This window comes from Geobacillus sp. WSUCF-018B (assembly GCF_002809985.1).
Classification (GTDB): domain Bacteria; phylum Bacillota; class Bacilli; order Bacillales; family Anoxybacillaceae; genus Geobacillus; species Geobacillus thermophilus.
Map to the genome: position 1 here is coordinate 1 of NZ_PIJF01000048.1, position 23,549 is coordinate 23,549.

A 23,549-nucleotide genomic window follows, 5' to 3' on the forward strand; every position below is an offset into this window, starting at 1 on the left:
TAACGATGCAGGCATGACCTGCGTCGTTGGGTAGTTGTCAACCTGCCCTGATGCAACCCCAAGTCAAGGAAGGAGGACGAAGTCCGCTTGTACTTCTGGAGAGTTGCAAGCCCCCACTTCAAGCGTTAGCTAAGTGGGGGTAGTTGACACAGCCCATACGCCAGCCGGTCATCGCAAACCGGCAGGAATCGTGTTCATCCCCCATTGTCCCTTTCAATGGGCCGGTTGATCACGTCAGCGAAGTGAGCACAGCCGGCAAGGCATCCACAACGTCCGACGCCAATACATCCCAGGACGAATGACCGTGTTGAACAAGCCAATCAGCAGCCTTTCCATGCACGAACACTGCATTGCTCACCGCCGGCTGCACCGCCTCGTGCTGCAGCAAAAACGCCGCCACGATGCCCGTCAACACGTCGCCGCTCCCGCCTTTCGCCAAGGCCGGATTGCCGGTCGCGTTTACATATTGCGCCCCGTCCGGCGCTGTCACAATCGTATACGGCCCTTTCAACACGACATAGACGCCATATTCCATCGCCAGCCGCTTCGACACGCCAAACCGGTCGCGTTCCACCTCGCTGACCGGGCGGCGAAGGAGGCGCGCCATTTCCCCCGGATGCGGCGTGATCACCGTCGGCGCGCTCCGTTCGCGCACCAGCTCGGCGTAGTCGCCCCAAAAAAACAAGGCATCGGCGTCGATGACAAGCGGCACCGGCTGGCGCACAAGCTCATTGACCAAGCGGCGAACCCCTTCCGTCCGGCCCATCCCTGGGCCGACCGCGATCGCATCGATCTCAAGCCCGTCCCAATCGGCCGCGCCGGCAAACGCGCCGCCCTCGGCCGGCCATAATCGACACATCGCCTCCGGCACGCGGTTGGCGACCGCCTCATACATCGCTTCCGGAACGGCGATCGTCACCAGCCCCGCCCCGCTGCGAAGCGCCGCCTTCGCGGCGAGTGTCACCGCGCCGGCCATCGCCTTGGACCCGCCGACAATGAGCAGCTTGCCGTACGTTCCTTTATGCGATGACCGTGTTCGCTTCGGCATCGTCCGCACCACATCGCTCTTTTCCCACAAAAACCGAGCAGCCGCCTTCGCCTGCACCGCCGCCGGCGGAATGCCGATATCCACGACGGTGAGCTCTCCGTAATAATCGGCCGCCGGGAACGTGTACGCCCCAAGTTTCGGGCATTGCACCGTCAGTGTCGCATCAGCGCGGACCGCCATGCCGGCTTCCCCACCGTCCGCCGGCACCCCGCTCGGCACGTCAATCGCATAAACGACCGCCGGCGAACGGTTCACTTGCTCGATGATTTCCTTATATGGCGGACGTACGTCCCCTTTGACGCCGATGCCAAGCAAGGCGTCAATGATGATGTCATAATGCGGCAAGAGCGCCGCCAACTCCCGCTCTTTTCCTTCATAAGCGATCCATGCATAACCGGACCGCTCGTACACCTCAAGCGCCGTGCGCGCCGCCCCTTTCACCTTTTCCTTTGGCGGAACGAGCCAGACATCGGTTTCATAGCCATAACTTTTCAACATGCGCGCGATGACGAACCCATCGCCGCCGTTGTTGCCCGTGCCCGCGAGCACCGCCACCTTGGCAGCGGGCGGAATCCGCTTCTTCAGCGCCCAAAACAGCGCCTGTCCGGCGTTTTCCATCAACGAGTCAGCGCTGATGCCGATCCGCTCCGTCACTTCCCGGTCAATGGCGTACATTTCCTCAGCCGTTACGATCGGAATCATATACGTTGCCCCTTTCGATTGTTCTTCCCATACATATAAATTGTACAATTTTACCAGGAAACTTCGCAAAAGAATACCACTTAGATCTTTTAGAGGCCATCGTTGCACCGACCGCCCCGATGGGCATTGACTCGGACAAATTCAAATCTCACCAACATCTGCCGCCTTGCGGGCGGCGGGTGTTTCTTTTTGTAGACGATCAATCGGGAAAAGCAGTATAGTAGAAAGTAGAAATGTTCAGTCTTCGTTCACTCGAAAAAAAGAGGCGACCGACCTTGACATACATCGAAAAGGGAAGCATCACCTATCTGAAAGCAAGCATATCGCTCTTTTTCGGCGGGTTTGTGACGCTGTACAATTACATCGGCTTTTTGCTGAGCGAGCCTCCGTATTCATTCCGACAATCCGTGCTCGGCTTTTTGTTTATCGTTTACATATTTGGCGGCATCGGCTCTGTCTATATGGGACGGCGGGCGGATCTTCGCGGCCACGCCTGCACCTTGCGTTTGTCGGTCGCTTTGACGGCGATCGGGGCGCTCGCCACGCTCGCTCCGTCCGTGCTCGTGAAAATAGCCGGTTTGGCGCTGTTTACGTTTGGCTTTTTCGGCTGCCACTCCATCGCCAGCGCCTGGATCGGCGAACAGGCGCACGTCTATAAGGCGCAGGCGTCTTCCTTGTATCTTCTTTTCTATTATTTAGGGTCAAGCCTTGCCGGAACAGCCGGCGGCTGCGTCTGGACGCATTTCCATTGGAGCGGCGTCATCGCTTTTGTCATCGCACTCCTCGCCCTGTCCGGCCCGCTTATCTTCTATGCGGAAAAACGGCGGCCATCGCCTTCGCGATGACCGCCGCCTCCGTCATGATTGCTTGGTGATCACTTGCAGCCCAAACTGCAGGCAATCATCGCAAATGGCCGCCAGCGGACCTTTGGCCAGCCTTGGCTTTTCTTTCAGGCAAAACGAACAGCGCTCGTTGGGATCGGTTTGCGTTTCACCCGTCAACTCTTCCTCCAGCTTTTCAAGAGAAAAGACGGCAATCGCTTCATACACATTGTCGACCAAATCGTCGTCGATGTACGCGCATTTTCCCTCCCACCGCAATGCCACGAGCTTGGCTGCTACTGCCATGCCTTCGTAAAATCGACGGCGGGCTTCTTCCTCGCTTTGTTCTGCTTCGACTGCCAAATCATCGGCGAACTGCTCAAGCGCCGCAGCCGTGCATTGTTCGAGCCACCGTTTTGTTTCGTTCGCCATGCCATTTCCCCTCCCTTATTTCTTTCTCTTTTCAATACGACAAACAAACATATTTTCCTTCTTTACCGCGGCAATTCATCAAGAAAACGAGCCCGCAGTTCAGGAGGCGGCAACTGGCAATGATCGTGCTTCGGTGCGAGACGATGCCGACGTTTCGCAATCTGATCATACATATGATCGCGCAACAGCCGCGGAACGAGAAACCCGACGGCTGCCAGCCAATTCCACGGCCAGGCCAGATGTCGTCCGATGCGCAGGACAGCATCAGATTTTACATAACAGCACCCGTTCTCGATGAGGACGACGCTGTCTCCCGCTGACATCTCCTGCTTGGCTAACAATGCTTGACCAACGGCGCTCTGTTGCGCCGCAAAGCGGAACACCGCCTGGCGGTCGCGGGCGGCGATCCAGTGTGCGCTCGCATGGCAAAACAGGCAATCGCCATCAAATAAGATGACAGGATGCATCACGTTCCCTCCATTGACCGGCTGTCGACCGGCTCGATGCAGGCGATCACGTCGTTTTTCGGCGAGTTGACCAGCGGCGCCACTTCGTACATGCGCATCTCGCTGCTCGGATACGGACGCAGCAACGATTTCAAATACTCGCTGTCGTCTAAACGCGGATCCAGCCAGTCTTCATGCTGCTCGGGAGGCAATATGACCGGCATCCGATCGTGAATGGGGGCGATGAGCTCGTTCGCCCTCGTCGTCATGATCGTGCACGTCTCAAGCGGCCCGCTCGCTCCCTCCCAGCGCTCCCACAGACCGGCAAACCCAAACGGCGCATCCGTTGCAAGCGTAAACCGATACGGCACTTTTTTCGATCCCTCTTTTTTCCACTCATAAAATCCATCGGCTAAAATCAAACAGCGCCGCCGCTTGAACGCATGGTGAAAACTCGCCTTCTCATCGACTGTTTCCGCCCGGGCGTTGATCATTTTGACACCGATGCGATCATCTTTCGCCCAAAACGGCACAAGCCCCCAGCGCATCATTTTGCCGATTCGCTCCCCTTCTTCCACAATGACCGTCAACACCTCCTGGCTCGGGGCGATGTTGAACCGAGGCGCAAGCGAACCTTGATAACGGAAACGAAACAACGCCCGCAATGTTTCCAAATCAACTGTCAACGTAAACCGACCGCACATGGCATTCACTCCTCGATTCGTTGATCAATGCCATCTTCATTCTCTATTTCTTCCATTATAATACAAAAAGCGGCCGAACACGAATCGCAGCCGCCTTACGAAGAAGTTTTTACCAATGAGCGCAAAAACGCCGACACTCTTTCTACATACTCATCGCTGTAGAGAGAAAAACTTTTCACATGATCCGCTTTGTCCGTCAGCCATAGCTGAAACACATCCGGATGGGTTTTGTACAGTTTTACGCTTTCTTCATACGGAATCGAACGGTCGTTTTTGCTGTGGATGAACAAAATCGGCCTCGGCGCGACACGATCGACCGCATGGATGGGCGAAGACACGCCCAAATCCAAATCAGCCAGCGCCGGAATGATCGCCAAAATCAAATACGTAAACGGCACGTTCGGCAAGTGCGTCCACACCGGCATATTGGCGCGCAAATATGATTCGAGGTCGCTGAACGGGCTGTCGGCAATCACCCCGCGCACATCCTGGTCCTCTGCCGCCGCCAAAATCGATGTCGCCGCCCCCATTGAAACACCATACAGGGCAATGGGCTCATCGAAGTGCTTTTTCGCGTAATCAATGACGCCAAGCAGATCGTCTTTCTCTTTGACGCCGATCGTAATCATATCGCCTTCCGACTCGCCGCTCGCGCGAAAGTCGAACAAGATGACGCGGTATCCGTCGTCAACAAGCCGCTTGGCGAGCGGCAAAAACGGCACGTTTTTCTGAATCCGGTTGCCGGCATACCCATGGGCAAAAATGACCGTCATCTTCGCCGCTCCTTTAGGCGGAATGATCCAGCCTTCGAGCGCCGTTTTCCCATCTTTGCTTGTAAATGTCGCACTTTCATACGCCATGCCATAGTCTTTCGGCGTCATGGTAACCGGCTCGCGCGGTTTATGCGTCAGCTGCCAGCCGACATAAACGGACAAACCGACGCAGGCGAGCAACCCCAAAATGACAACGCCAATGGCCGCAGAAATCCAAACGCGCCGTTTTGTCCGGCGCGGCGTGCGCACCACTTCCATGTCCGTTTTCCCCTTCCTTTCTTTCATCCTACTTGTTGAATTGCTCATTTGGCAGTCAAAAAAAGAGATGTCCGCCAAAAACGAACATCCCTTTCGCCCATGGCCCGCTTCATGCCGCCAACTTACGAATGCGCGAGCGGCACAGACGCTCCTTTACATCTGACGATCAAGTCAAACTCGCGCACCGACGTCATGCGTTCATCGACGAGCCCGCGCTCCCAAACATGGCGCAAAAACAGCTCAGCGATCAACCTGTTCCGTTCGTCTTCTTGCCCGCGTTCAAGGGCGATGATGCTCAAATACAGATCACACATCCGATTGGCAATCGCTTTCGCGTGGAACGTCTGCACCTCATCCGCTTGGCCGCCAAGACGGGCGAGCGCGGCCACCAACTCCTTCAACCCTTCTTCAGCCGGGCGGGCAAGCGGCTTAACCTTAGCCGTCAACCGCTCAAGCCGCTCCTTCATCTCCGCGATGAACCGCTCGTGAATGCGGTATTTGCGCATCAAACGCAGCACCTCGAGCGCCAAAATGTTCGCCGTCCCCTCCCAAACCGTCAGCACTTGCGCATCGCGCAACAGGCGTGGCGTAACAAAATCTTCAATATACCCGTTGCCGCCGTGCAGTTCAATCGCCTCATGGCTAAAGGCAATCGCCTCTTCGGCGGTGCGCATTTTAAGAAGTGCGATCAAAAGCCTGAGCCATGCTTTCTCCGCCTCGCTCGCTTCATGCGGCGCAGCCATGACGCGGTCAAACAAGGCGATCATGTCAAAGCAGGCGCTCGTTTCCACTTCCTGTCTCGCTGTCAAATTGGCGAGCGTCCCGCGCACCATCGGGTAATTCGTCAACACATGGCCAAAGGCCGTGCGCCGCTCGGCGTATTGTTTCGCCTCTTCAAGCGCCCGCTTCATGATGCCGACGGAAGCAACCGCATTGCAGACGCGCGAGAGATTAAGCGCTTCCATCTCCGCCTTCAGCTGAAGCAAATCCTCGATCCGCTCGCTCACCTCCTTCAATTTCCGCCGCCCGTATTCGACCGTTTTTTCAAGCTGTTTCTTCCCCGTGCGATCCTCATCAAACAGCGCAATCATCTCATGAATTTCGTCAAGCGAAAAGCCGAACCGTTTGCCGCGCAAAATGAGCTTGAGTTTCGCCCGCTCCTTTTTCGTATACAGCCGCTGCCCTGACTCGGTCCGGATTGGGGAGAGCAATCCGCGTTCTTCATAATAGCGGATCGTCCGTGTGCTCACATCAAACTCTTGCGCCAAATCGGAAATGGTGAAATAGTGCATGGCCATCCCTTTTCTAGAATCAATATTCTGAATTTTATTTTAATTGACGTTTACGTAAAAGTCAACGAATATGAAAGCAAAGAAACAGTCATCCTCCCCCTTCTCCGTGTCCATTCTCTCCGCCATCCAACCATCAATATGGAAAAAATGGATCTGGGAGCCGTCGGCGAAAGGAGACATCCTAAGCCAATGCAAAGAAAGAGACAGTCGACCGAACGCACAGGTCATCAGCACTGAAACGCTTTTCCATTATTCATGGCGGCCAGAAGCGAATCGGACGGCATGGGTCGATATACGCGCCGCTGATTCCCTGGCGAAATCACCATGACAAAAGAAAAAAGCCCCTGTCTAAGGAGCCGTTTCCTCACCCGCCCGCCCCGGTGTAAAAGCGCAAGGCAAACCGCCAAAAGCGACGGGCCAGCCATAAAAAGAGAATGGCCGCAGCCAAAGCCGCCAGCGCTGTCGGGATGCGCCATTTCCCAAGCAGCGCCAAAGCCGGCGTATTGGTGATCAACACCGCCGGCAGAACGTACGTAATCACGAAGCGCACCGCGCCGCGGTACATGCTGCCCGGGAAGCGGGCCGTATCAAAAAACGAGTCGAAAATAAACGACAAATCATCAATGCGCACCACCCAAAACGACGTCGTCATGAGCATCATCCATAACGAATAAATAAGCAAAAGCGAAGCAACCATCACGATCAAAAACATCAGCACGTCCGCCGCCGACGGAACGCAGCGCTCGGCATACAAGCCATAACCGATGACGCCGAGGCCAAGCGCTACATCGATCAGCCGCCAAAAGACAAGATGGCGGAAGCTGACGTAAAACATGCTGTCGACCGGCTTCGTCAACACGTAATCGAGCGTGCCGCGCCGGACGTGCTCAAGCAGCCGCGGCATGTTCGGCCGAAGCGCGAAATCGATCCATCCGCGCAGCGTATTAAAAACGCCGAGCAACACCAGCACTTCCCCATACGTCCAGCCGCCTAGGCGATCCGTCTGATAAAAAAAGATATGGACCGTAAGCAGGGCGATGCCGACGCCAAAAAAGCTGGCGATCACATTGCCCAAAAATTCGCTTCGGTACTCGAGTTCCTCAACCAAACAGGCGCGGAAAAACTCGCGGAACACTCGTCCATATCGCCGCATGTTCACCCACCTACCGCCTGGTTTTTTCGCATTCCCGCTTTCCAAAGCCACTGCAACCCCACGACAAACACGACCATCCACCCGGCCGCAATCGCAAAGCCGCGCATTATTTCTCCGCCGCCTGCCGCCCCGGTGGCGATTTCAATCGGGAAACTGATCATATAGCGAAACGGCAGCCACTCGCTCCATTCGCGAAGCGTCGGCGGCAAAAACTCAAGCGGCGCGATTCGCCCTGACAAAAACAGCGACATCACATCGATCACCCCGTACACCGCCGCCACCTTTGTGACCCAAAACGCCAGCAGCCCGCACGAGTAGCTAAGCAAAAAGCGAAGCGCCGCACCCAACACGACCGCCGCCAAAAACAACGCCGCCTGGCCTCCCGTCATGTGCGGGCGAAGCGCAGGCCAAAACACCGCCCCCGCCAGCCAAACCGGCACTAAAACGACGGCAAACAGCCATTTGTACACGATGTTTTCCGCAATCGCCCAATGGATCGGATGAAGCGGACGCAACAGCCAATTTGAAAACGTCCCTTCGCGAATTTCACGGTCCAACTCCCACACGTCCCACGCGCTCGTCATCCGCTCGACGAATATGACCGCCATAAAATAGAACAGAAACGACTCGCTCTCTTCCGGATGAATGTTCATCCAGACAAACATCGTAATGAGCGGCTGGGTGATGGCGCCCGTCATCCAGACAAACGTCGCCAAGCGATACGCGAGCATTTCGATGTATTTCATCCGCAGCAGGGCGATATATTTGCGAATCATACGTGCTCCTCCCAAAACGCGCGCGTAATCACTTCCTCAAGCGGCGGGTCTTCAATATTGATGTCGCGGACATCAAACCGTTCCAATAACCGCGCTGCTGTCCCCGCCGCCTTCTCGCGCGCCACCCGCAATACGACTGTTCCTTCTTCGATTTCCGCCACTTCGCCATACTCTCCCCAATCCATGTCCGGAACTCGTGAAAACCGGACTTCCAATCGCTTGTACGGCGCCAGCTTCTCCGTCAGCACCGACAGCTCCCCATCGTAAATCAATCGCCCGTAGTTAATGATCATCACCCGGTCGCAAAGCGCCGCGACATCGCCCATATAGTGCGACGTCAACAAAATCGTCGTCTCATGCTCGCGATTGTAGTCCACGATAAAACGGCGCACGTTTTCTTGTGTATGAACGTCCAGCCCGATCGTCGGTTCGTCCAAAAACAACACGTGCGGCCGATGCAACAGCGCCGCTGCCAGCTCGCAGCGCATCCGCTGGCCAAGCGACAGACTGCGCGTCGGCTTATCAAGAAGCGGGGCCAAGTCGAGCAGTTCCGTCAATTCCTCAAGCGTCTGGCGGAACGACCGATCGTCGATGTCATAAATCGCTTTATTGACCAAAAACGTCTCCATTGGCGGAATGTCCCAAATGAGCTGGCTTTTTTGCCCCATCACCAAGCTCATCATTTTTTTAAACTCCGGCTTTTGCTCAAACGGCACAAACCCGCCGACCGTGATCTCCCCTGACGTCGGATGCAAGAGGCCGGCCAACATTTTCATCGTCGTCGTTTTCCCCGCCCCGTTTGGCCCTAAAAAGCCGACGATTTCCCCTTTCTCAATCGTAAACGAAACGTCCTTCACCGCCTCAATGACGCGATAGTCGCGCCGCCACAAATGGCGAACCGCCTCAAGCCATCCCGCATCGCGGCGATGAACGCGGAACGATTTATGCAAATGGCTGACACGGATCACAGTGCCCATCCTCCAATAGTGTACTGTTGACACTCTTTTGTATATCACACCGAGGGGGCGCGCCGCAAAGAAAAACGTTTCGTCATCTTTCTTCTATCATCTCTTTCTTTCGTCATGTATAATAGAAGGAGAATCGAACCAGAAAGGGGATTGTCGAATGGGAGCGATCTCAAATGAAATGATTTGGCAAGCGATTAAAGAACTTGCCGAGCAGCTGCAGCAAACAAATGGACAAGTACAGCAACTGGGCCAACAGGTGCAACTAACAAACGAGCAAGTGCAGCAACTGGGCCAACAGGTGCAACAAACAAACGAGCAAGTGCAGCAACTGGGCCAACAAGTCCAACACCTTAACAGCCAAGTGCAGCAGCTGAACCACCAAGTACAGCAAACTCATGAGCACGTCGACCAGCTCGCCAAACAAGTGCAACAAACGAATGAACAACTCAACCAATTAAGCCAGCAAGTGGCCGACATGGACAAACGGCTCACTGATGTCGCCAACGGCCAAAAAATTCTAGTTGAGGAACTGTTTGAAAACAAAAAGGAGATCAAGCGGGTCAAGACGGCGCTCAATATGTACTAGACGTCAGTCCGCTCCATTTCGTTGATCTCTTCGACGTTTAACGCTTGTTCCATATCCTGTGTGAACATAGCCATCATCAAACAACATCCCCCTGCTTACGTCATACTAAAACTCCGAATCATCGTCGCCGCAAATGAAGCCCGGAAGGTTCTCCTAAACAGATCTTCCGGACTTTCTCATCATGAAAACGGACACCGTCTCGTCTCATCGCCCCAACATCTCTTTCACCGTCGTCCGCTCCTCAATCACCGATGGATTTCCAAACTAGCCTAGTCCGCTTGCTTTCTTCCATGCCCCCGACTCCTCTATTTATAATTCACTAATACATAGAAAGGTTGTTATTAAGCATCTCCACTTAATAACAACCTTTCGCACGCTTCCAAAAAGGGACTTCAGCTTATTTGCGTCTTTGCCGCCAGCGTCTTCGCCAGCTCGCGGAAAAAGTCGAGCGCCTCCGGGTTGGCCATCGAGCCGGGGTTGACGGCTTTTTCGAGCGGGAAGCCCAAAAGCAGCTTGCGGATCGGGATTTCCATTTTCTTTCCGTTTAACGTTTTCGGAATTTCCTTCACTTCGTAAATTTCATCTGGAATAAACCGCGGCGAAACGTGCCGCCGAATCGACTGGCGGATGCGGTCTTTCAGGTCGTCATCGAGCACCGCGCCCGGCTTGAGAACGACAAACAGCGGCATGAACGATTGCTTGCCCATCATTTCCAAGTCGACAACAAGGCTCTCCAACACCCCGTCAACCGCTTCGACGGCGCGGTAAATTTCGCTCGTGCCCATGCGGACGCCGGCGCGGTTGATCGTCGAGTCGGAGCGCCCGTAAATGACGCATCCCCCTTGTTCGTCAATTTTAATCCAGTCGCCGTGCTTCCAGACGCCCGGGTACGTGTCAAAATAGCTGTTCCGGTACCGTTCGCCGTCTGGATCGTTCCAGAAAAAGAGCGGCATCGACGGCATTGGTTTTGTGATGACAAGTTCACCGACTTCATTGACAAGCGGCCGGCCGTTTTCGTCAAACGCCTGCACATCCGCGCCCAACGCGCGGCACGAGAGGACGCCGGCGCGCACCGGCAAAATGGGGGAGCCGACGACAAACGCGGTGCACACATCCGTTCCCCCGCTGCATGACGCGAGGCAAATATCGTCCTTGACGTTTTCATACACCCATGCGAACCCTTCGACCGTCAGCGGCGAACCGGTCGAGAGCACGGCCTCGAGCTTTGACAAGTCATATTGCTCTTTTGGCTTCAGGCCGAGCTTCATGCAGATGTTGATAAATGCCGCGCTCGTGCCGAAATGGGTGATGCCTGCTTTCTCGGCAAGATCCCATAAGACATTGCCGTCCGGGTAGGTCGGGCTGCCGTCATAAAGCACGATGGTCGAGCCGGCAAGCAACCCGCCGATCAAAAAGTTCCACATCATCCACCCGGTCGTTGTAAACCAGAAAAACGTGCTGTCTTTCGTCAAGTTTTCCGCAATCGTGAGCGCTTTTAAATGCTCAAGCAAAATGCCGCCATGCCCCTGGACGATCGGTTTCGGCAAACCGGTCGTTCCCGAAGAATACAAAATCCAAAGCGGATGACTAAACGGAACGTCGTCATAGACGAGTTCCGCCTTGTCCGCCACGACATCGTCCCACAGCACGACGCCCTCATCCGGCGCTTCCATCTGCCCGCGCCAATACGAGAGCAGCACCGTCTTTTTCAACGACGGCAATTTGGCGCGCAATTCCGATACGACCGGCATTTTGTCAAATTCTTTGCCGTTGTATTGGCAGCCGTCGACAGCAAACAAGACCGTCGGCTCGATTTGCGCGAACCGGTCGATGACGCTGCCGGCGCCAAAATCGGGCGAGCAGCTGGACCAAATGGCGCCGATGGACGCACACGCCAAAAAAGCCATCACTGTCTCCGGAATGTTCGGCATGTAAGCGACAACGCGGTCGCCGCGCTTTACTCCCATCGCGCGCAACGCTTTGGCGATTGCCGCCGTTTTTTCGGCGAGCTCCTGCCATGACACTTCCCGGTACGGGACGCGTTCCGAAAGGAAGATGATGGCTGGGCGGTCGGGGCGCGCATGCCGAAAAATATGGCTTGCATAATTGAGCGTCGCCCCCGGGAACCACTCCGCCCCCGGCATCTTCCGCTCCCGCAGCACGCATTCGTACGGCGTCGCCGCCTGCACCTCGCAATATTGCCAAACCGTTTCCCAAAATTCTTCAAGATGCTCCACCGACCATGTCCACAGCTGGCGGTACGAGGCGAACGACAACCCCTTTTTTTCTTTCAGCCAATCCATATAGCGTTGAATATTTGAGTGTTTCACTTGTTCCTCCGTCGGCTGCCAAAGAATCGTCCCCTCCGTAATCGCTTTCATTTCATCGTGCGTCAATGGACGCCGTCACCGCCTTTCTGCCAATAGTTTGTTCAGACTATTCATATGATAACATGATTTCCTACTGTTTTGAATAGTTGTCGGTTCGACAACTCTGTCAGAAAAAGAAGAAGCAAATGGGTTGACAACAGCGAGGCAACTGGAATATGATAAATTCAAAAGTTGGCCTAAGTAAAAAAAATGTCTTTAGTGAAAAATATTAACCGGAGGGAAACTTTTATGGCAAAAGCAAAACACTTCCGCCTCTCCGATACGAAACCGGGTGATCGCTTTCGCATCGAAAAGGTTGATGTTCCTGATCCTGTGTTAAAACGACGATTGCTTGATTTGGGATTTGTACCCGGCGGGGAAGTGAAGGTTGGACAAAGAAGCCCGCTTGGCGACCCGACCGCCTATCGCGTTTGTGGAACGACGATCGCATTAAGGAAAGAAGAAAGCGACTATATTTACGGGGAGACGATTGATCATGATGGATAAAACATATACCGTTGCCTTAATGGGAAATCCGAACACCGGCAAAAGCACGTTGTTCAATGTCTTAACGGGCCTGCGCCAACATACCGGCAACTGGCCCGGGAAAACGGTCACTCATGCGGAAGGAGAATGCCGCCACCGCGGCGCATTGTACCGGATCGTCGACTTGCCGGGAACGTATTCGCTCTATTCCAATTCAGCCGATGAAGAGGTGGCGCGCGATTTTCTTCTGTTTCAACGTCCTAACGTCACGGTCGTTGTCGTGGATGCGACGGCATTAGAACGCAACTTGAATCTAGCGCTTCAAGTATTGGAAATGACCGATCGGGTTATTGTCGCCATCAATTTGATGGATGAAGCGAAAAAGAAAGGCATTCATATCAATACAAAAAAATTAGCCGCCAAGCTCGGCGTGCCGGTCGTGCCGATCTCGGCCCGCAACCGGGAAGGAATCGATGCACTGCTTGATACAGTGGATGCCATGGCGCATGGCCGCATCAACACGAACCCGCTTTCCATCCGGTACAGCCCGGAAATCGAACGAGGCATTGCCACACTTCTTCCACTCGTGAAAGACGTAATGGGAGACACGTATCCTGCTCGCTGGATCGCTCTTCGTCTCCTTGACGGCGATACATCGCTGCTTCAAGCGCTGAAACAGCCGCCGCAACGATTGATCAAGGAGGGGAACGCGTATGCCTGCCGCGGATCTGTCAAATCAGTTTGACCAGCTCATGAACGAAGCCAAGTCATTAGCACCGGCTGACACGCGTGAACAGATCGTGTCTGCCATTTTCCAAACGTCCGCTGCGCTTTCTCAAGAATGTGTCACGCATACAGCGGCCGCAAAACGCGATCGAACAGAACAAATTGACCGGATCGTCACGTCAAGGCGGTGGGGATTTCCCATTATGCTGGCGCTTCTCGCCGCTGTCCTTTACATGACGATCGCCGGCGCCAACGTCTTTTCCGATTCGCTCGCCCGCTTGTTCGGAACGATCGAAACGTATCTCACCATGGCCTTTCAAGCGATTCACGCCCCCGACTGGTTGCACGGCCTCATTGTACTTGGCCTATACCGCGGCACGGCTTGGGTCGTCAGCGTGATGCTGCCGCCGATGGCCATTTTCTTTCCCGTATTCGCGTTGCTCGAAAATTATGGCTACTTGCCGCGTGTCGCCTTTAACATGGATCGCTTGTTTCAAAAAGCGGGGGCGCATGGCAAACAATCACTGACGATGGCCATGGGCTTCGGCTGCAACGCGGCGGCCATCATGTCGACGCGCATTATCGAATCACCGCGCGAACGAATGCTGGCCATTTTGACCAACAACTTCGTCCCCTGCAATGGACGTTGGCCAACGCTGATCCTGCTTTCCTCCTTATTTATGGCAGCCGGCTATACAGGCGGATGGAACACGTTCGTGACAGCAGGTGTGGTCGTCGCCATGGTGTTGTTTGGCATCGTCGTCACGTTGACCGTTTCATGGGTCTTATCCAAGACGGCCTTGCGCGGCATTCCGACCCATTACACGCTGGAGCTGCCGCCGTACCGACGCCCAAAAATCATGGAGACGATCATCCGGGCCACCCTCGACAAATCACTTTATGTGCTGAAACGGGCAGTCACCGTTGCGGCGCCAGCCGGCGTAATCACATGGATTCTCGCCAATCTTCATATCGGCGACACAACCGCGCTGGCCGCTTTCGCCCACTGGCTTGACCCATTTGCCCAATCATTGGGATTGGATGGCTACATTTTGATGGCGTTCATTTTAGGCTTGCCAGCCAATGAAATTGTCGTGCCGATTTTGCTGATGGGCTATTTATCCGCGGGGGCGCTCATCGAATCCGATGGTCTGCATTCTCTTAAACAACTTTTGCTCGACCACGGCTGGACGTGGCTCACCGCCCTTAATATGATGCTGTTTTCCCTGCTTCACTACCCATGCGGCACGACGCTCGTCAACATTTACAAAGAAACGAAAAGCGCAAAATGGACGTTCGTCGCCTTTGCCTTGCCGACAGCGATTGCCATTGCGGTCACCTTTACGACCGCACAGCTGGCGAGATGGCTCGGGCTCGTATAAACGGCGCAGCCCCGCTTCCCGATCGAGGGAAACGGGGCTGTTTTTTTGGACAACTAGACTTGATAAGAAAAAGCAGTTCTTCACCAAACGTTGTACTGGAAGGCGCCCACTCATGTCTTTCATCCATTTCTTGAATCATGAATGAGGTTGCATGATGGCGCAAGAAACCGATCCGATTGGCCAAGCGCATATTATGGCGATGAACCGAAGAAACAGCGCCGCCTCCAATTCTCCATCCTTCTTCCCTATCTATACTTCCTTGACTTCTTCTAGATGGGAAACATCGCCTTCCACAACCAGGCGAAACACGTCCGCATTCACCTCCACAATCGTCACGCTCGTGCCGTACATATACGGCGGCGCCCACAGCTGGTCAAGCGGCGCGCCCTTGAACGCCGCCATAAGCGTTTTCAGCACGACGCCGTGGGTGACGATTAACACCGTTTCTCCCTCGTGCCGCTCGATGATGCGCCGCACCGCTTCAAGCGCCCGCTGTTGCACGTCGCAAAACCGCTCGCCTCGCCTTGGAGCGTACAGATGGGGGGCGTTCCAAAAATGGTCGAACGCGATCGGATCCATTTCCCGGATCTCGTCATGCGTCTTGCCTTCCCAATCGCCAAGACGAATCTCGCGCAGTCGCTCGTCTTGATAGATCGGAATGAGCCGCCCGCCGCGGACGAGCTCGGCCGTTTCCAGCGCCCGGCCGCTTGTGCTTGTGTAAATCGCGGCCAATTCCACCGATTCAAGCCGCTTTCCAAGCCGCATGGCGTCTTGCCGCCCTTTTTCCGTGAGCGGCGAGTCTTGCCAGCCTTGCATCCGCTTTTCGACGTTCCACTTCGTTTCCCCATGTCTGGTCAAATACAAGGTTGTCCCCATGTGTTCCTTTGCTTCTCCTCTCTATTCATCTATCGATCATTCAACCGCCCGCTCAGGCAAGCTAGCCAAAAAAGCGCTCGCTGCATCGTTGCAGAGAAGCGATCGCATCGTGAAGCGGCGGAAGCGCTGTGCTGCCGATGAGCTGCGCCTCGATCGCATACGCGCGCCGCTGCAGGCGCAGCACCATAGCGGCCATTTTTTCATCTGCTATGCGGAGTTCCGCAATCATGCTCCTCTCCCCTTCCGTCAGCCAAAAAAGCGGCCGAGCTGGGCCGCCTGCTTGTTAATGGATGATTTCTTTCATCGCCTCTTGCAGCGAATGAAAGCCTTTTTTCTCCCGACCGTCTTTTCGAACGGTCCATTCCTGCTTCTCAAGCGCCAGTTCACCGCGTTCGTTTTTGACAAACGGCATGTGAATGGTGATCATCTCGTCGTCTTTGTTGATCGTATAACCGATATAATAGCGATTGCCTTCACCATGCTCTTCAAAAATGCCCACTTGGTCGAGGCCATACGCTTCCATCATCGGCTCAAGCGTGTCGATAAACTCGTCGATCACGACGCTTCTTGGCACAAATTCCATCTTCTTTTCCTCCTCTTTGCCCATGCTCAATGTTAGTGTGCGGCAAAACGAGGAAAAGAATGAACGGAAATGATCGGCTACGCCGGCGGTTCGCCGCAAGCGTTGCGGTTGTGTTCTTCTAGCCATTGTTGCAGCTTTTCCGCTTCAAGCGAACGGCTGAAATAAAATCCTTGCGCGTAGTCGCAATCCATTTGCGACAGAAGCGCCACTTGCGATTCGGTCTCCACTCCTTCGGCCAATACTTCAATATCCAGGCTTTTTGCTAAATGAATGATCGTATCAACGATCGTTGCATCTTTCGAATTTTCCGCAATGCCTTGAATAAAACTGCGGTCGATTTTCAACAGCGACACCGGCAAATTGCGGATGTAAGCCAACGATGAAAAACCGGTTCCAAAGTCATCGATCGCCGCCTGCACACCGAGACGTTGCAATTCGGTTAAAATGTGCTGCCCTGTTTCGATGTTTTCCATCAGTCCGCTTTCGGTCACTTCCAAAATGAGACGATCGGGCGAAAGCCCCGTCTCCCGCAAAATGCGCTTCACATGCTCGATGAGCTCCGGACGATTGAGCAAAAACGGCGACAAGTTGACTGCGAGCTTGAGGCCCGGAGATTTTCTTTCCCACTCTTTCACTTGACGGGACGCCTGTTCCAACACCCATAATGTAATTTCAAAAATAAACCCGCTTTCCTCCGCCAACGGAATGAAATCGAGCGGCGGAATTTCACCGAGCGACGGATGACGCCAGCGCAAAAGCGCCTCAACCCCCATCGCCTTTCCTTTAGCAAGTTGCACTTTCGGCTGATAGCATAAATACAACTGCCCGCGCATAATAGCAAACGGCAAATCTTGCTCAATCACCGCCTGCCGATGCTCGGTCGGCCGGTAAAAGGCATAGCCGTTCCGCCCCCGCTCTTTCACTTCGTACAACGCTTGATCGGCGTATTTCATCACTTGCTCGATCCGATCGCTGTCTTTCGGGAAAAAAGCGATGCCGATCGACAATGTTGATTGAATCAGCTGTTTTTCGTAATAAAACGGCTCGTGAAACGAACTGACAAGCTGTTCCGCCAAGGCGGTCATCTCTGTTTTCGTTATGTTCGGCAGCAAGAGAACAAACTCATCACCGCCGATGCGGGCAAAAAAGTCGCCGGGACGCAACGCCCGCTCGACGCGCTTGACCGCCGCGCGCAAAAAGTAATCGCCGGCTTGATGGGAAAAATGATCGTTGATCCATTTGAATTTGTCAAAATCCAAATAACAAAGAGCAAACGGCGTCTGACTCGCGATCAGCTCATGAATATGCCGCTCGAAATAGCTGCGGTTGGCGATGCCGGTAAGCGAATCGAAGTAGGCAAGCTGACAGAGCTTCTCTTCATACCGTTTCCGCTCGCTGATGTTTTTCACGGTTACAATGACGCAATCCAATGCCCCTGCCTCGTCGAGAATCGCCTTCCCTTGCGCTTCGACCCAAATCCATTCGCCCTGCTCCCCTTGTTTGCGAAACTCTGCAGCTTGCGTTTCATATGTATCGTACAGCTCAGCCAGTTTTTGCGCCACCGCCGGCGCATCATCCGGATGGACAAACGCCAGCACATCTTTGTACGTTATCGGATGGCGCTCATCCGTTTTGTGTTTCCACGACGGCGGAATGTACGCCAACTCACCATGGCGGGAAAAAATCAATACATAATCGCTCGAATGTTCGACGATCAGCTGCAAGCGCCTTTCCGCTTCGGCCAGCCGCTCCTGCAGCCCGCTCTCTTCCGCTTGACGGCGCAGGACGCATAAGACGGCTGCCGCCTGTCCGTTTTCGTCAATGATCGGCGACACCCCCGCAACCAATAAGCCGCCAAGCAACTCCCAGCGAAAGGCAGCCGGGCGCTGTTTCACCCGTTCAACCAACGCCCGTCCTTCGACGGACAGCGTCCTCTGTTCTTCTTCACTCAGCGCCAAGCCGGCAAAAGTCGGATTGTTGTAAATGATCACGCCTTGCAAATTCAAGATGACCACTGCTTCTGTGAAGTGATGGAAAAAGGCCGTATATTTGTCCATGCAATTGCTACCTCGCCGTTTCACCAAAATAAGCGATGTCCACACTTCCATTTTCACGAAAATACCGGCAAAAATCAACAAATTTCGCAAACATTTTGTCAAAAACATGAAACTGCCCACCGGCGGCCTCCCGGTCATCCGGTTTGCCGCTGGCGGGCTTTGAGTGGGCACGTTTGGCAGCATGTCCCCCCGTTGGTTTGCACGTATAGGCAGCACGTTGTCCGCTGCATGCCGCTCGCGCCTTTCCAAAAGCGACGGAGCGGATTGTCTTTTTGGCCAAACAGGCGGCCGTCTGCGTCATAAACAAGGAAATAAAAATCATCGCGCAGCCGGTCGGCGACCGGGGCAAGCGACTCATCCTCAAGCCAACGTTCATATACCCAGTACACATAAATCGCGACATTTTCCCATAAGATGAGCGGCGATACACGCGTCAGGCGCCGCAACCGGACGATGAGCGGAGCGAACAAGCCGGCGAACACGTCGCGAACGGCCTGCTCGCGCCAACCGCTGCGCTCAATGCCGCACATCTCCGCTTCCGGCGGCGCAAGGCGAAAGCGCGGCATCCACATTTCCCCTTCGCCGTCCGTATCAAGCCAAATTCGCTCAGGATCGAGCACAAGCCGCTTGTTCCACACCGACATGGCGTATAAGGCCATCGGCGCCAAAAAGCTTAGGCGCTTGACGAGCATCGAAGCGGCAACCGCGTCGTTTGCCGCCCCCATCTCGGCGCGGACGTGCGCCACATACTTCGCGAGCTGCCCGTCATCATTCAGCAGCCGGGCCAACAACATCGATGACGAGACATCAGCAGCTTCGCTCGAAAAACGGTACGTTTCCAACGTTTTCATTTCGTCTTCACGCAGTCTCATCACGATACGCCTTCTTTCTGTAAAATTCGCCGTCCTTTCCCATAGGGAATGCAAAGCGGGGTGCCAAAGATCGGATCGTACGTGATTTGGCAATCCATTTGGAACACATCTTTCACGAGCTGGCGGGAAATGACATCCTCCGGCTTCCCTTCGGCATACACCGTTTTATCGCGAATGGCGACGAGATGATGGGCGTAACGGCACGCTAAATTCAAATCGTGAAGCACCATGACGATCGTCCGCTGTTCTTTTTCATTCAGCTCAAACAATAAATCTAAAATGTCAATTTGATGCGCGAGATCCAAATACGTCGTCGGCTCGTCAAGCAAGATGATGTCTGTTTCTTGCGCTAATGTCATGGCAATCCATGCGCGCTGGCGCTGGCCGCCGGACAGCGAATCAACCGGCCGCTCGGCAAGCTCTGTCAGTCCTGTTGCTGACAAAGCGCGCGCAACGGCGCGCTCATCTTCGTCGCTCCATTGCTTGAGCCACGTTTGATATGGGTAACGCCCTTGCTTGACGAGCTGAAGGACCGTCAATCCTTCCGGAGCCACAGGCGACTGCGGCAAAATGGCCAAACGGCGGGCGATTTCCTTGGTCGGCTGCTTGGCAATCTCTTTTCCATCAAGCAAGACAGCGCCGCCTGCCGGCTTCAACAGACGAGCCAAGGCGCGCAGCAACGTCGACTTGCCGCAGCCGTTCGCGCCGATGAACACCGTGATTTTCCCTTTTGGAATCGTCAAGTTCAACCGATCGATAATGAGCGCATCCCCGTACGACAATGTCAATTCTTTCGCCTGCAGAGCGTGCATGTTTGCCCCCTCCTTCATTTATGGTTTCCGGGTTCGGTACAACAAATAAATAAAATATGGCGCACCAAGTGCGGCCGTAAATACGCCGGCCGGGATTTCCGTCGGCGCTAAAAGCATCCGCCCGGCGAGATCCGCCCCCATGACGAGCACGCCGCCTAACAGCGCCGCCGTCGGAAGCAGCGCACCAAACGCCGAACCAACAAGCCGGCGTGCCATATGCGGCGCCATCAGCCCGACAAACCCGATGCCGCCGGCAAACGCCACCGCCCCCCCGGTGAGCGCGGTGCTCAGCAGCACAAGCCCGAGCCGCTGCCGTTCGACTGCACTGCCAAGCCCAACCGCCAGCTCGCCTCCTAACTCCTGCACATTGACGTGTCGGGCTGCGAGCATGGCCATAAGGAGCAGCCCAATGACCAATGGCGCCATGAGCGAAACGTGCTGCCAAGATGCGCCATATACGCTGCCGGTGATCCAAACGTTCGCCTGGCTCGCCCGGTAAATCGGCCCGACGATCATGAGCAGCGTCGTCACTGCCTGCATGAGCGCGGAAATGCCAATGCCGATCAGCACAAGCCGAAGCGGGGCGAGACCGTTTTTCCACGCGAGCATATACACGAACCAAGCAGCGGCCGCAGCGCCGAGAAAGGCGGCAAGCGGCAGCCAGTGGATGCTGACGGTGAGGGAGTTGTTTTCATCGCTAAACAGCGCCAAAAAAGCGACGACCGCGGCCGCCGCCCCGCCGGTGATGCCGAGCACATCCGGCGAAGCAAGCGGATTGCGCACCATCCCTTGCAAAATCGCGCCCGCGGCCGCAAGCGCCATTCCGGCCAGCCAGGCAACCAACACGCGCGGCAGGCGGAACGTCAAAATGACCGTCTGATGCATTTCCTCCCCGTATCCGAGCAGCGCAGCGGCCGCTTCAAACGGCGAAATGCGCATCTCCCCGCTGCCGATGCTGACGAGAAAAAGCAGAATCGCCGCCGCCCCGAGCGCGGTGATCACGACGGCAGCTTTTTTGTCATACAAAAACGATACATAGTTTCCCATCCGAACCGTGACGTATTTTTTCATTTTGCGGTGATCCCCCTGCGGGCAATGTAGACGAAAAACGGAACGCCGATCAACGCCGTGACGATGCCGACCGGCACTTCGCGCGGCATGAGCACGTAACGCGCCCCAATATCAGCAGCCAAAAGCAAAATTCCGCCGAGCAAGGCGCAGTATGGAAGCAGCCAGCGGTGGTCAACGCCGGCCAACGCCCGCGCCATATGCGGCACCATGATGCCGACAAAGCCGATCGGGCCGGCCACAGCGACCGAACCGCCAGCAAGCAGCACGACTAACAGGGCGGCAGCAGCCTTGATCACATTCGTCCGCTGCCCGAGTCCTTTCGCTACATCGTCTCCCATCATCAAAATGTTGACATGGCGCGCCAACAGCATGGCTCCGAGCCAGGCGGCGGCCAAATACGGAAAAACGGCGGCCAACAGCTCCAGCTTTCGTCCAGCGACTGACCCAGCCAACCAAAAGAGCACTTCTTCGAGCGCCTTTTCGTTCATCGCCAGCATCCCTTGCGTCAGCGAGGCAAATAAAGCCGCGACCGCCGTGCCGGCGAGCGTCATCTTCAGCGGTGTCAGCCCGTCTTTCCCTGCGGCGCTGATCACAAACACGATCGCCGCCGCGGCCGCCGCCCCAATAAACGCGATCCATGACAACATTTGCAATGAAGAAATGGAAAAAAAGGTGACCATCACAACAATGAAAAAACCGGCCCCGGCGTTAATGCCAAAAATGCCTGGCGAAGCGAGCGGGTTTCGCGTCAGCGCTTGCATGAGCGCCCCGGCCATCGCTAGGCTTGCGCCAACGGCTGCCGCAATCAACGCTCGCGGCAGCCGAACCGTCGCCACGACTAAATGGGCGTTCGATCCGTTATTGTCGATAAGAGCCGCCACCGCCTGCCGCCAACTCGTGTCGGTATATCCACAAACGATGCTCATCCACATGGCGGCAAGCAGCACTATCAGCAAACCGATGAGGCCAATCATTTTTTGACGGTTTGTTGCGAACATTCCCCCGCGATCTCCCTTGCTTCATTCATTCTATATCTATACGTTAAGTCTATTTGATAATGACTCTCATCGTCAATATTTTTCGCCATCTTTTTTATGATATTCTCATGATTTTTTCATTTTTTATTGACAATGATTATCGCTGTTATTTATGATATTAGCGTAAATGAAACTCATTATCAACAATAAAGGGGGATTTCACTGTGAAACGGAAACATCTCACTCTTCTGTCCGCCTTCATCCTTTCTCTCCTTCTTCTTGCCGGCTGCGGCGGAAAACAGGAAGAAACGGCCGAGCCGGCAGAAAACAAGGAACCGAAATCTGAAGGAAGCTATACGGTCGAACACGCCATGGAAACAACAGAAATCAAAGGGACGCCAAAACGGGTCGTCATTTTAACGAACGAAGGAACGGAAGCGCTGCTCGCGCTAGGCGTGAAGCCGGTCGGCGCGGTCAAATCGTGGACGGGCGATCCGTGGTACGACCACATTAAAGACCAAATGGATGGCGTCAAAGAGCTCGGTCTCGAATCGGAGCCAAACGTGGAAGCGATCGCCGCGTTAAAACCAGACTTAATCATCGGAAACAAAATGCGCCATGAAAAAATTTACGAGCAACTGAAACAAATCGCTCCGACTGTGTTTGCGGAAACGCTGCGCGGCAACTGAAAAGACAACTTCATGCTCTATGCGAAAGCCGTGAACAAAGAAGAGAAAGGAAAGCAAGTCATCGCTGAATACGACAAGCGCATCGAAGACTTAAAAGCGAAACTTGGCGATAAACTGAAGATGAAAGTATCGATCGTCCGCTTTATGGCCGGCGACGTGCGCATTTACCATAAAGACTCGTTCTCCGGCGTCATTTTAGACCAACTCGGCTTCGCCCGCCCGGAATCGCAAAACGTAAACGACTTTGCGGAAACCGGCGTGACGAAAGAACGCATCCCAGCCATGGATGGCGATATCTTGTTCTACTTTACATATGAAACCGGCGACGGCAAAGCGAGCGAAATCGAAAAAGAATGGATCAACGACCCGCTCTTTCAAAACTTAAACGTCGCGAAACAAGGCAAAGTGTACAAAGTGAGCGACACGATTTGGAACACGGCTGGCGGAGTACTTGCGGCCCACTTGATGTTGGATGATATTGAAAAATATTTTCTGCAAGGCCAGTAATGCAGTGAAAGACGATGCAAAGCCTCTTCTTCCTTTGCATCGTCTTCTTTTTTCTTATTGAAAACGCACTGCCTTGATCAGCCATTTTTATCTTAATTAGGCGAGAAGACTCCCACTTCAACGAAGCGAAGCGGAGTAAGTGGGAGATGAATCGCCTTAACTATATTTTGCTGAAAATAGGAT

The 23,549-nt window shown here is 54.5% G+C and carries 23 protein-coding genes and 1 pseudogene; 6 read left to right on the top strand and 18 right to left on the bottom strand.

Annotated elements, in window-relative coordinates; translation table 11 throughout:
• Positions 1-229 precede the first annotated feature (229 nt).
• Positions 230-1,750: an NAD(P)H-hydrate dehydratase gene (locus tag CV944_RS13180; RefSeq protein WP_100659515.1), complete on the bottom strand. Its 1,521-nt coding sequence runs from the start codon at positions 1,748-1,750 to the stop codon at positions 230-232.
• Between the two features lie 275 nt (positions 1,751-2,025).
• On the opposite strand from CV944_RS13180, the gene CV944_RS13190 reads away from it, so the two are divergent.
• A complete protein-coding gene (locus CV944_RS13190; RefSeq protein ID WP_232722058.1) occupies positions 2,026-2,595 on the top strand; it encodes an MFS transporter in 570 nt (189 codons plus the stop codon).
• Positions 2,596-2,607: 12 nt separating this feature from the next.
• On the opposite strand, the gene CV944_RS13195 is transcribed toward CV944_RS13190, so the two are convergent.
• From CV944_RS13195 to CV944_RS13235, 8 genes are all read right to left on the bottom strand, one after another.
• Positions 2,608-3,003: a hypothetical protein gene (locus CV944_RS13195; protein ID WP_100659513.1), complete on the bottom strand. Its 396-nt coding sequence runs from the start codon at positions 3,001-3,003 to the stop codon at positions 2,608-2,610.
• Between the two features lie 62 nt (positions 3,004-3,065).
• Positions 3,066-3,470 carry a thiol-disulfide oxidoreductase DCC family protein gene (locus CV944_RS13200; protein ID WP_100659512.1) on the bottom strand — a complete coding sequence of 135 codons (405 nt, stop codon included), beginning with the start codon at positions 3,468-3,470 and terminating at the stop codon, positions 3,066-3,068.
• Positions 3,470-4,153 (bottom strand): SOS response-associated peptidase, encoded by a 684-nt coding sequence (locus CV944_RS13205; protein WP_011230990.1) that lies wholly within the window; start codon positions 4,151-4,153, stop codon positions 3,470-3,472. The genes CV944_RS13200 and CV944_RS13205 overlap by 1 nt, the downstream gene beginning before the upstream one ends.
• A 95-nt stretch (positions 4,154-4,248) precedes the next feature.
• On the bottom strand, positions 4,249-5,184 hold the full coding sequence (locus CV944_RS13210; protein WP_063330230.1) for an alpha/beta hydrolase: 936 nt from the start codon (positions 5,182-5,184) through the stop codon (positions 4,249-4,251).
• 122 nt (positions 5,185-5,306) lie between these two features.
• The gene (locus tag CV944_RS13215; protein ID WP_082825829.1) at positions 5,307-6,476 is read right to left on the bottom strand and encodes an acyl-CoA dehydrogenase family protein; all 1,170 of its coding nucleotides are present in this window, start codon (positions 6,474-6,476) and stop codon (positions 5,307-5,309) included.
• A gap of 364 nt (positions 6,477-6,840) precedes the next feature.
• Positions 6,841-7,629 (bottom strand): ABC transporter permease, encoded by a 789-nt coding sequence (locus CV944_RS13225; RefSeq protein WP_100664315.1) that lies wholly within the window; start codon positions 7,627-7,629, stop codon positions 6,841-6,843.
• A 2-nt stretch (positions 7,630-7,631) separates the two neighbouring features.
• Complete coding sequence (locus CV944_RS13230; RefSeq protein WP_100664316.1) at positions 7,632-8,405, bottom strand: ABC transporter permease; 774 nt, start codon at positions 8,403-8,405, stop codon at positions 7,632-7,634.
• Positions 8,402-9,373: an ABC transporter ATP-binding protein gene (locus CV944_RS13235; protein ID WP_063330227.1), complete on the bottom strand. Its 972-nt coding sequence runs from the start codon at positions 9,371-9,373 to the stop codon at positions 8,402-8,404. The genes CV944_RS13230 and CV944_RS13235 overlap by 4 nt, the downstream gene beginning before the upstream one ends.
• A gap of 157 nt (positions 9,374-9,530) precedes the next feature.
• Between CV944_RS13235 and CV944_RS13240 the strand changes: the two genes are divergently transcribed.
• Entirely contained in the window at positions 9,531-9,959 is a 429-nt protein-coding gene (locus tag CV944_RS13240) for a hypothetical protein (RefSeq protein ID WP_100664317.1), read from the top strand.
• 392 nt (positions 9,960-10,351) lie between these two features.
• Here the strand turns inward: CV944_RS13240 and CV944_RS13245 are convergent, their stop codons facing one another.
• Positions 10,352-12,340, bottom strand: a complete 1,989-nt coding sequence (locus CV944_RS13245; RefSeq protein WP_199170456.1) for an acetoacetate--CoA ligase — start codon at positions 12,338-12,340, stop codon at positions 10,352-10,354.
• 237 nt (positions 12,341-12,577) lie between these two features.
• Between CV944_RS13245 and CV944_RS13250 the strand changes: the two genes are divergently transcribed.
• The 3 genes from CV944_RS13250 to CV944_RS13260 are packed head-to-tail and all read left to right on the top strand — an operon-like array spanning position 12,578 to position 14,922.
• The gene (locus CV944_RS13250; RefSeq protein WP_100664319.1) at positions 12,578-12,835 is read left to right on the top strand and encodes a FeoA family protein; all 258 of its coding nucleotides are present in this window, start codon (positions 12,578-12,580) and stop codon (positions 12,833-12,835) included.
• Positions 12,825-13,559, top strand: a complete 735-nt coding sequence (locus CV944_RS13255; protein WP_100664320.1) for a FeoB small GTPase domain-containing protein — start codon at positions 12,825-12,827, stop codon at positions 13,557-13,559. The genes CV944_RS13250 and CV944_RS13255 overlap by 11 nt, the downstream gene beginning before the upstream one ends.
• Complete coding sequence (locus CV944_RS13260; protein WP_100664321.1) at positions 13,528-14,922, top strand: nucleoside recognition domain-containing protein; 1,395 nt, start codon at positions 13,528-13,530, stop codon at positions 14,920-14,922. The genes CV944_RS13255 and CV944_RS13260 overlap by 32 nt, the downstream gene beginning before the upstream one ends.
• 249 nt (positions 14,923-15,171) lie before the next feature.
• Here the strand turns inward: CV944_RS13260 and CV944_RS13265 are convergent, their stop codons facing one another.
• The 8 genes from CV944_RS13265 to CV944_RS13300 all read right to left on the bottom strand — a co-directional run bounded on the left by CV944_RS13265 (position 15,172) and on the right by CV944_RS13300 (position 22,191).
• The gene (locus CV944_RS13265; RefSeq protein WP_100664322.1) at positions 15,172-15,798 is read right to left on the bottom strand and encodes a histidine phosphatase family protein; all 627 of its coding nucleotides are present in this window, start codon (positions 15,796-15,798) and stop codon (positions 15,172-15,174) included.
• 61 nt (positions 15,799-15,859) lie between these two features.
• Complete coding sequence (locus tag CV944_RS13270; protein ID WP_015374646.1) at positions 15,860-16,027, bottom strand: hypothetical protein; 168 nt, start codon at positions 16,025-16,027, stop codon at positions 15,860-15,862.
• Positions 16,028-16,081: 54 nt separating this feature from the next.
• Positions 16,082-16,381 (bottom strand): DUF5634 family protein, encoded by a 300-nt coding sequence (locus CV944_RS13275; protein ID WP_033016592.1) that lies wholly within the window; start codon positions 16,379-16,381, stop codon positions 16,082-16,084.
• A 77-nt stretch (positions 16,382-16,458) separates the two neighbouring features.
• Positions 16,459-18,438 (bottom strand): putative bifunctional diguanylate cyclase/phosphodiesterase, encoded by a 1,980-nt coding sequence (locus tag CV944_RS13280; RefSeq protein WP_100664325.1) that lies wholly within the window; start codon positions 18,436-18,438, stop codon positions 16,459-16,461.
• A gap of 134 nt (positions 18,439-18,572) precedes the next feature.
• The gene (locus CV944_RS13285; protein ID WP_061567581.1) at positions 18,573-19,310 is read right to left on the bottom strand and encodes an IucA/IucC family C-terminal-domain containing protein; all 738 of its coding nucleotides are present in this window, start codon (positions 19,308-19,310) and stop codon (positions 18,573-18,575) included.
• Positions 19,310-20,122, bottom strand: a complete 813-nt coding sequence (locus CV944_RS13290) for an ABC transporter ATP-binding protein (RefSeq protein ID WP_100664323.1) — start codon at positions 20,120-20,122, stop codon at positions 19,310-19,312. Before CV944_RS13290 ends, CV944_RS13285 begins: the two co-directional genes overlap by 1 nt.
• A gap of 18 nt (positions 20,123-20,140) precedes the next feature.
• Positions 20,141-21,193 (bottom strand): FecCD family ABC transporter permease, encoded by a 1,053-nt coding sequence (locus tag CV944_RS13295; RefSeq protein ID WP_100664324.1) that lies wholly within the window; start codon positions 21,191-21,193, stop codon positions 20,141-20,143.
• Positions 21,190-22,191: a FecCD family ABC transporter permease gene (locus tag CV944_RS13300; RefSeq protein ID WP_033008726.1), complete on the bottom strand. Its 1,002-nt coding sequence runs from the start codon at positions 22,189-22,191 to the stop codon at positions 21,190-21,192. The genes CV944_RS13295 and CV944_RS13300 overlap by 4 nt, the downstream gene beginning before the upstream one ends.
• 203 nt (positions 22,192-22,394) lie before the next feature.
• On the opposite strand from CV944_RS13300, the pseudogene CV944_RS13305 reads away from it, so the two are divergent.
• Positions 22,395-23,366: pseudogene (locus CV944_RS13305) on the top strand (ABC transporter substrate-binding protein).
• The last annotated feature ends 183 nt before the right edge of the window (positions 23,367-23,549 follow it).

Bases quoted from the DNA above. Each gene is read 5' to 3' on its own strand.
- CV944_RS13250 (WP_100664319.1), top strand. From the start codon at position 12,578: ATGGCAAAAGCAAAACACTTCCGCCTCTCCGATACGAAACCGGGTGAT.
- CV944_RS13245 (WP_199170456.1), bottom strand. From the start codon at position 12,340: ATGAAAGCGATTACGGAGGGGACGATTCTTTGGCAGCCGACGGAGGAA.
- CV944_RS13195 (WP_100659513.1), bottom strand. From the start codon at position 3,003: ATGGCGAACGAAACAAAACGGTGGCTCGAACAATGCACGGCTGCGGCG.
- CV944_RS13270 (WP_015374646.1), bottom strand. From the start codon at position 16,027: ATGATTGCGGAACTCCGCATAGCAGATGAAAAAATGGCCGCTATGGTG.
- CV944_RS13200 (WP_100659512.1), bottom strand. From the start codon at position 3,470: ATGCATCCTGTCATCTTATTTGATGGCGATTGCCTGTTTTGCCATGCG.
- CV944_RS13290 (WP_100664323.1), bottom strand. From the start codon at position 20,122: ATGCACGCTCTGCAGGCGAAAGAATTGACATTGTCGTACGGGGATGCG.
- CV944_RS13210 (WP_063330230.1), bottom strand. From the start codon at position 5,184: ATGGAAGTGGTGCGCACGCCGCGCCGGACAAAACGGCGCGTTTGGATT.
- CV944_RS13230 (WP_100664316.1), bottom strand. From the start codon at position 8,405: ATGATTCGCAAATATATCGCCCTGCTGCGGATGAAATACATCGAAATG.
- CV944_RS13260 (WP_100664321.1), top strand. From the start codon at position 13,528: ATGCCTGCCGCGGATCTGTCAAATCAGTTTGACCAGCTCATGAACGAA.
- CV944_RS13205 (WP_011230990.1), bottom strand. From the start codon at position 4,153: ATGTGCGGTCGGTTTACGTTGACAGTTGATTTGGAAACATTGCGGGCG.
- CV944_RS13225 (WP_100664315.1), bottom strand. From the start codon at position 7,629: ATGCGGCGATATGGACGAGTGTTCCGCGAGTTTTTCCGCGCCTGTTTG.
- CV944_RS13265 (WP_100664322.1), bottom strand. From the start codon at position 15,798: ATGGGGACAACCTTGTATTTGACCAGACATGGGGAAACGAAGTGGAAC.
- CV944_RS13215 (WP_082825829.1), bottom strand. From the start codon at position 6,476: ATGCACTATTTCACCATTTCCGATTTGGCGCAAGAGTTTGATGTGAGC.
- CV944_RS13280 (WP_100664325.1), bottom strand. From the start codon at position 18,438: ATGGACAAATATACGGCCTTTTTCCATCACTTCACAGAAGCAGTGGTC.
- CV944_RS13180 (WP_100659515.1), bottom strand. From the start codon at position 1,750: ATGATTCCGATCGTAACGGCTGAGGAAATGTACGCCATTGACCGGGAA.
- CV944_RS13295 (WP_100664324.1), bottom strand. From the start codon at position 21,193: ATGAAAAAATACGTCACGGTTCGGATGGGAAACTATGTATCGTTTTTG.
- CV944_RS13255 (WP_100664320.1), top strand. From the start codon at position 12,825: ATGATGGATAAAACATATACCGTTGCCTTAATGGGAAATCCGAACACC.
- CV944_RS13285 (WP_061567581.1), bottom strand. From the start codon at position 19,310: ATGAGACTGCGTGAAGACGAAATGAAAACGTTGGAAACGTACCGTTTT.
- CV944_RS13275 (WP_033016592.1), bottom strand. From the start codon at position 16,381: ATGGAATTTGTGCCAAGAAGCGTCGTGATCGACGAGTTTATCGACACG.
- CV944_RS13240 (WP_100664317.1), top strand. From the start codon at position 9,531: ATGGGAGCGATCTCAAATGAAATGATTTGGCAAGCGATTAAAGAACTT.
- CV944_RS13300 (WP_033008726.1), bottom strand. From the start codon at position 22,191: ATGTTCGCAACAAACCGTCAAAAAATGATTGGCCTCATCGGTTTGCTG.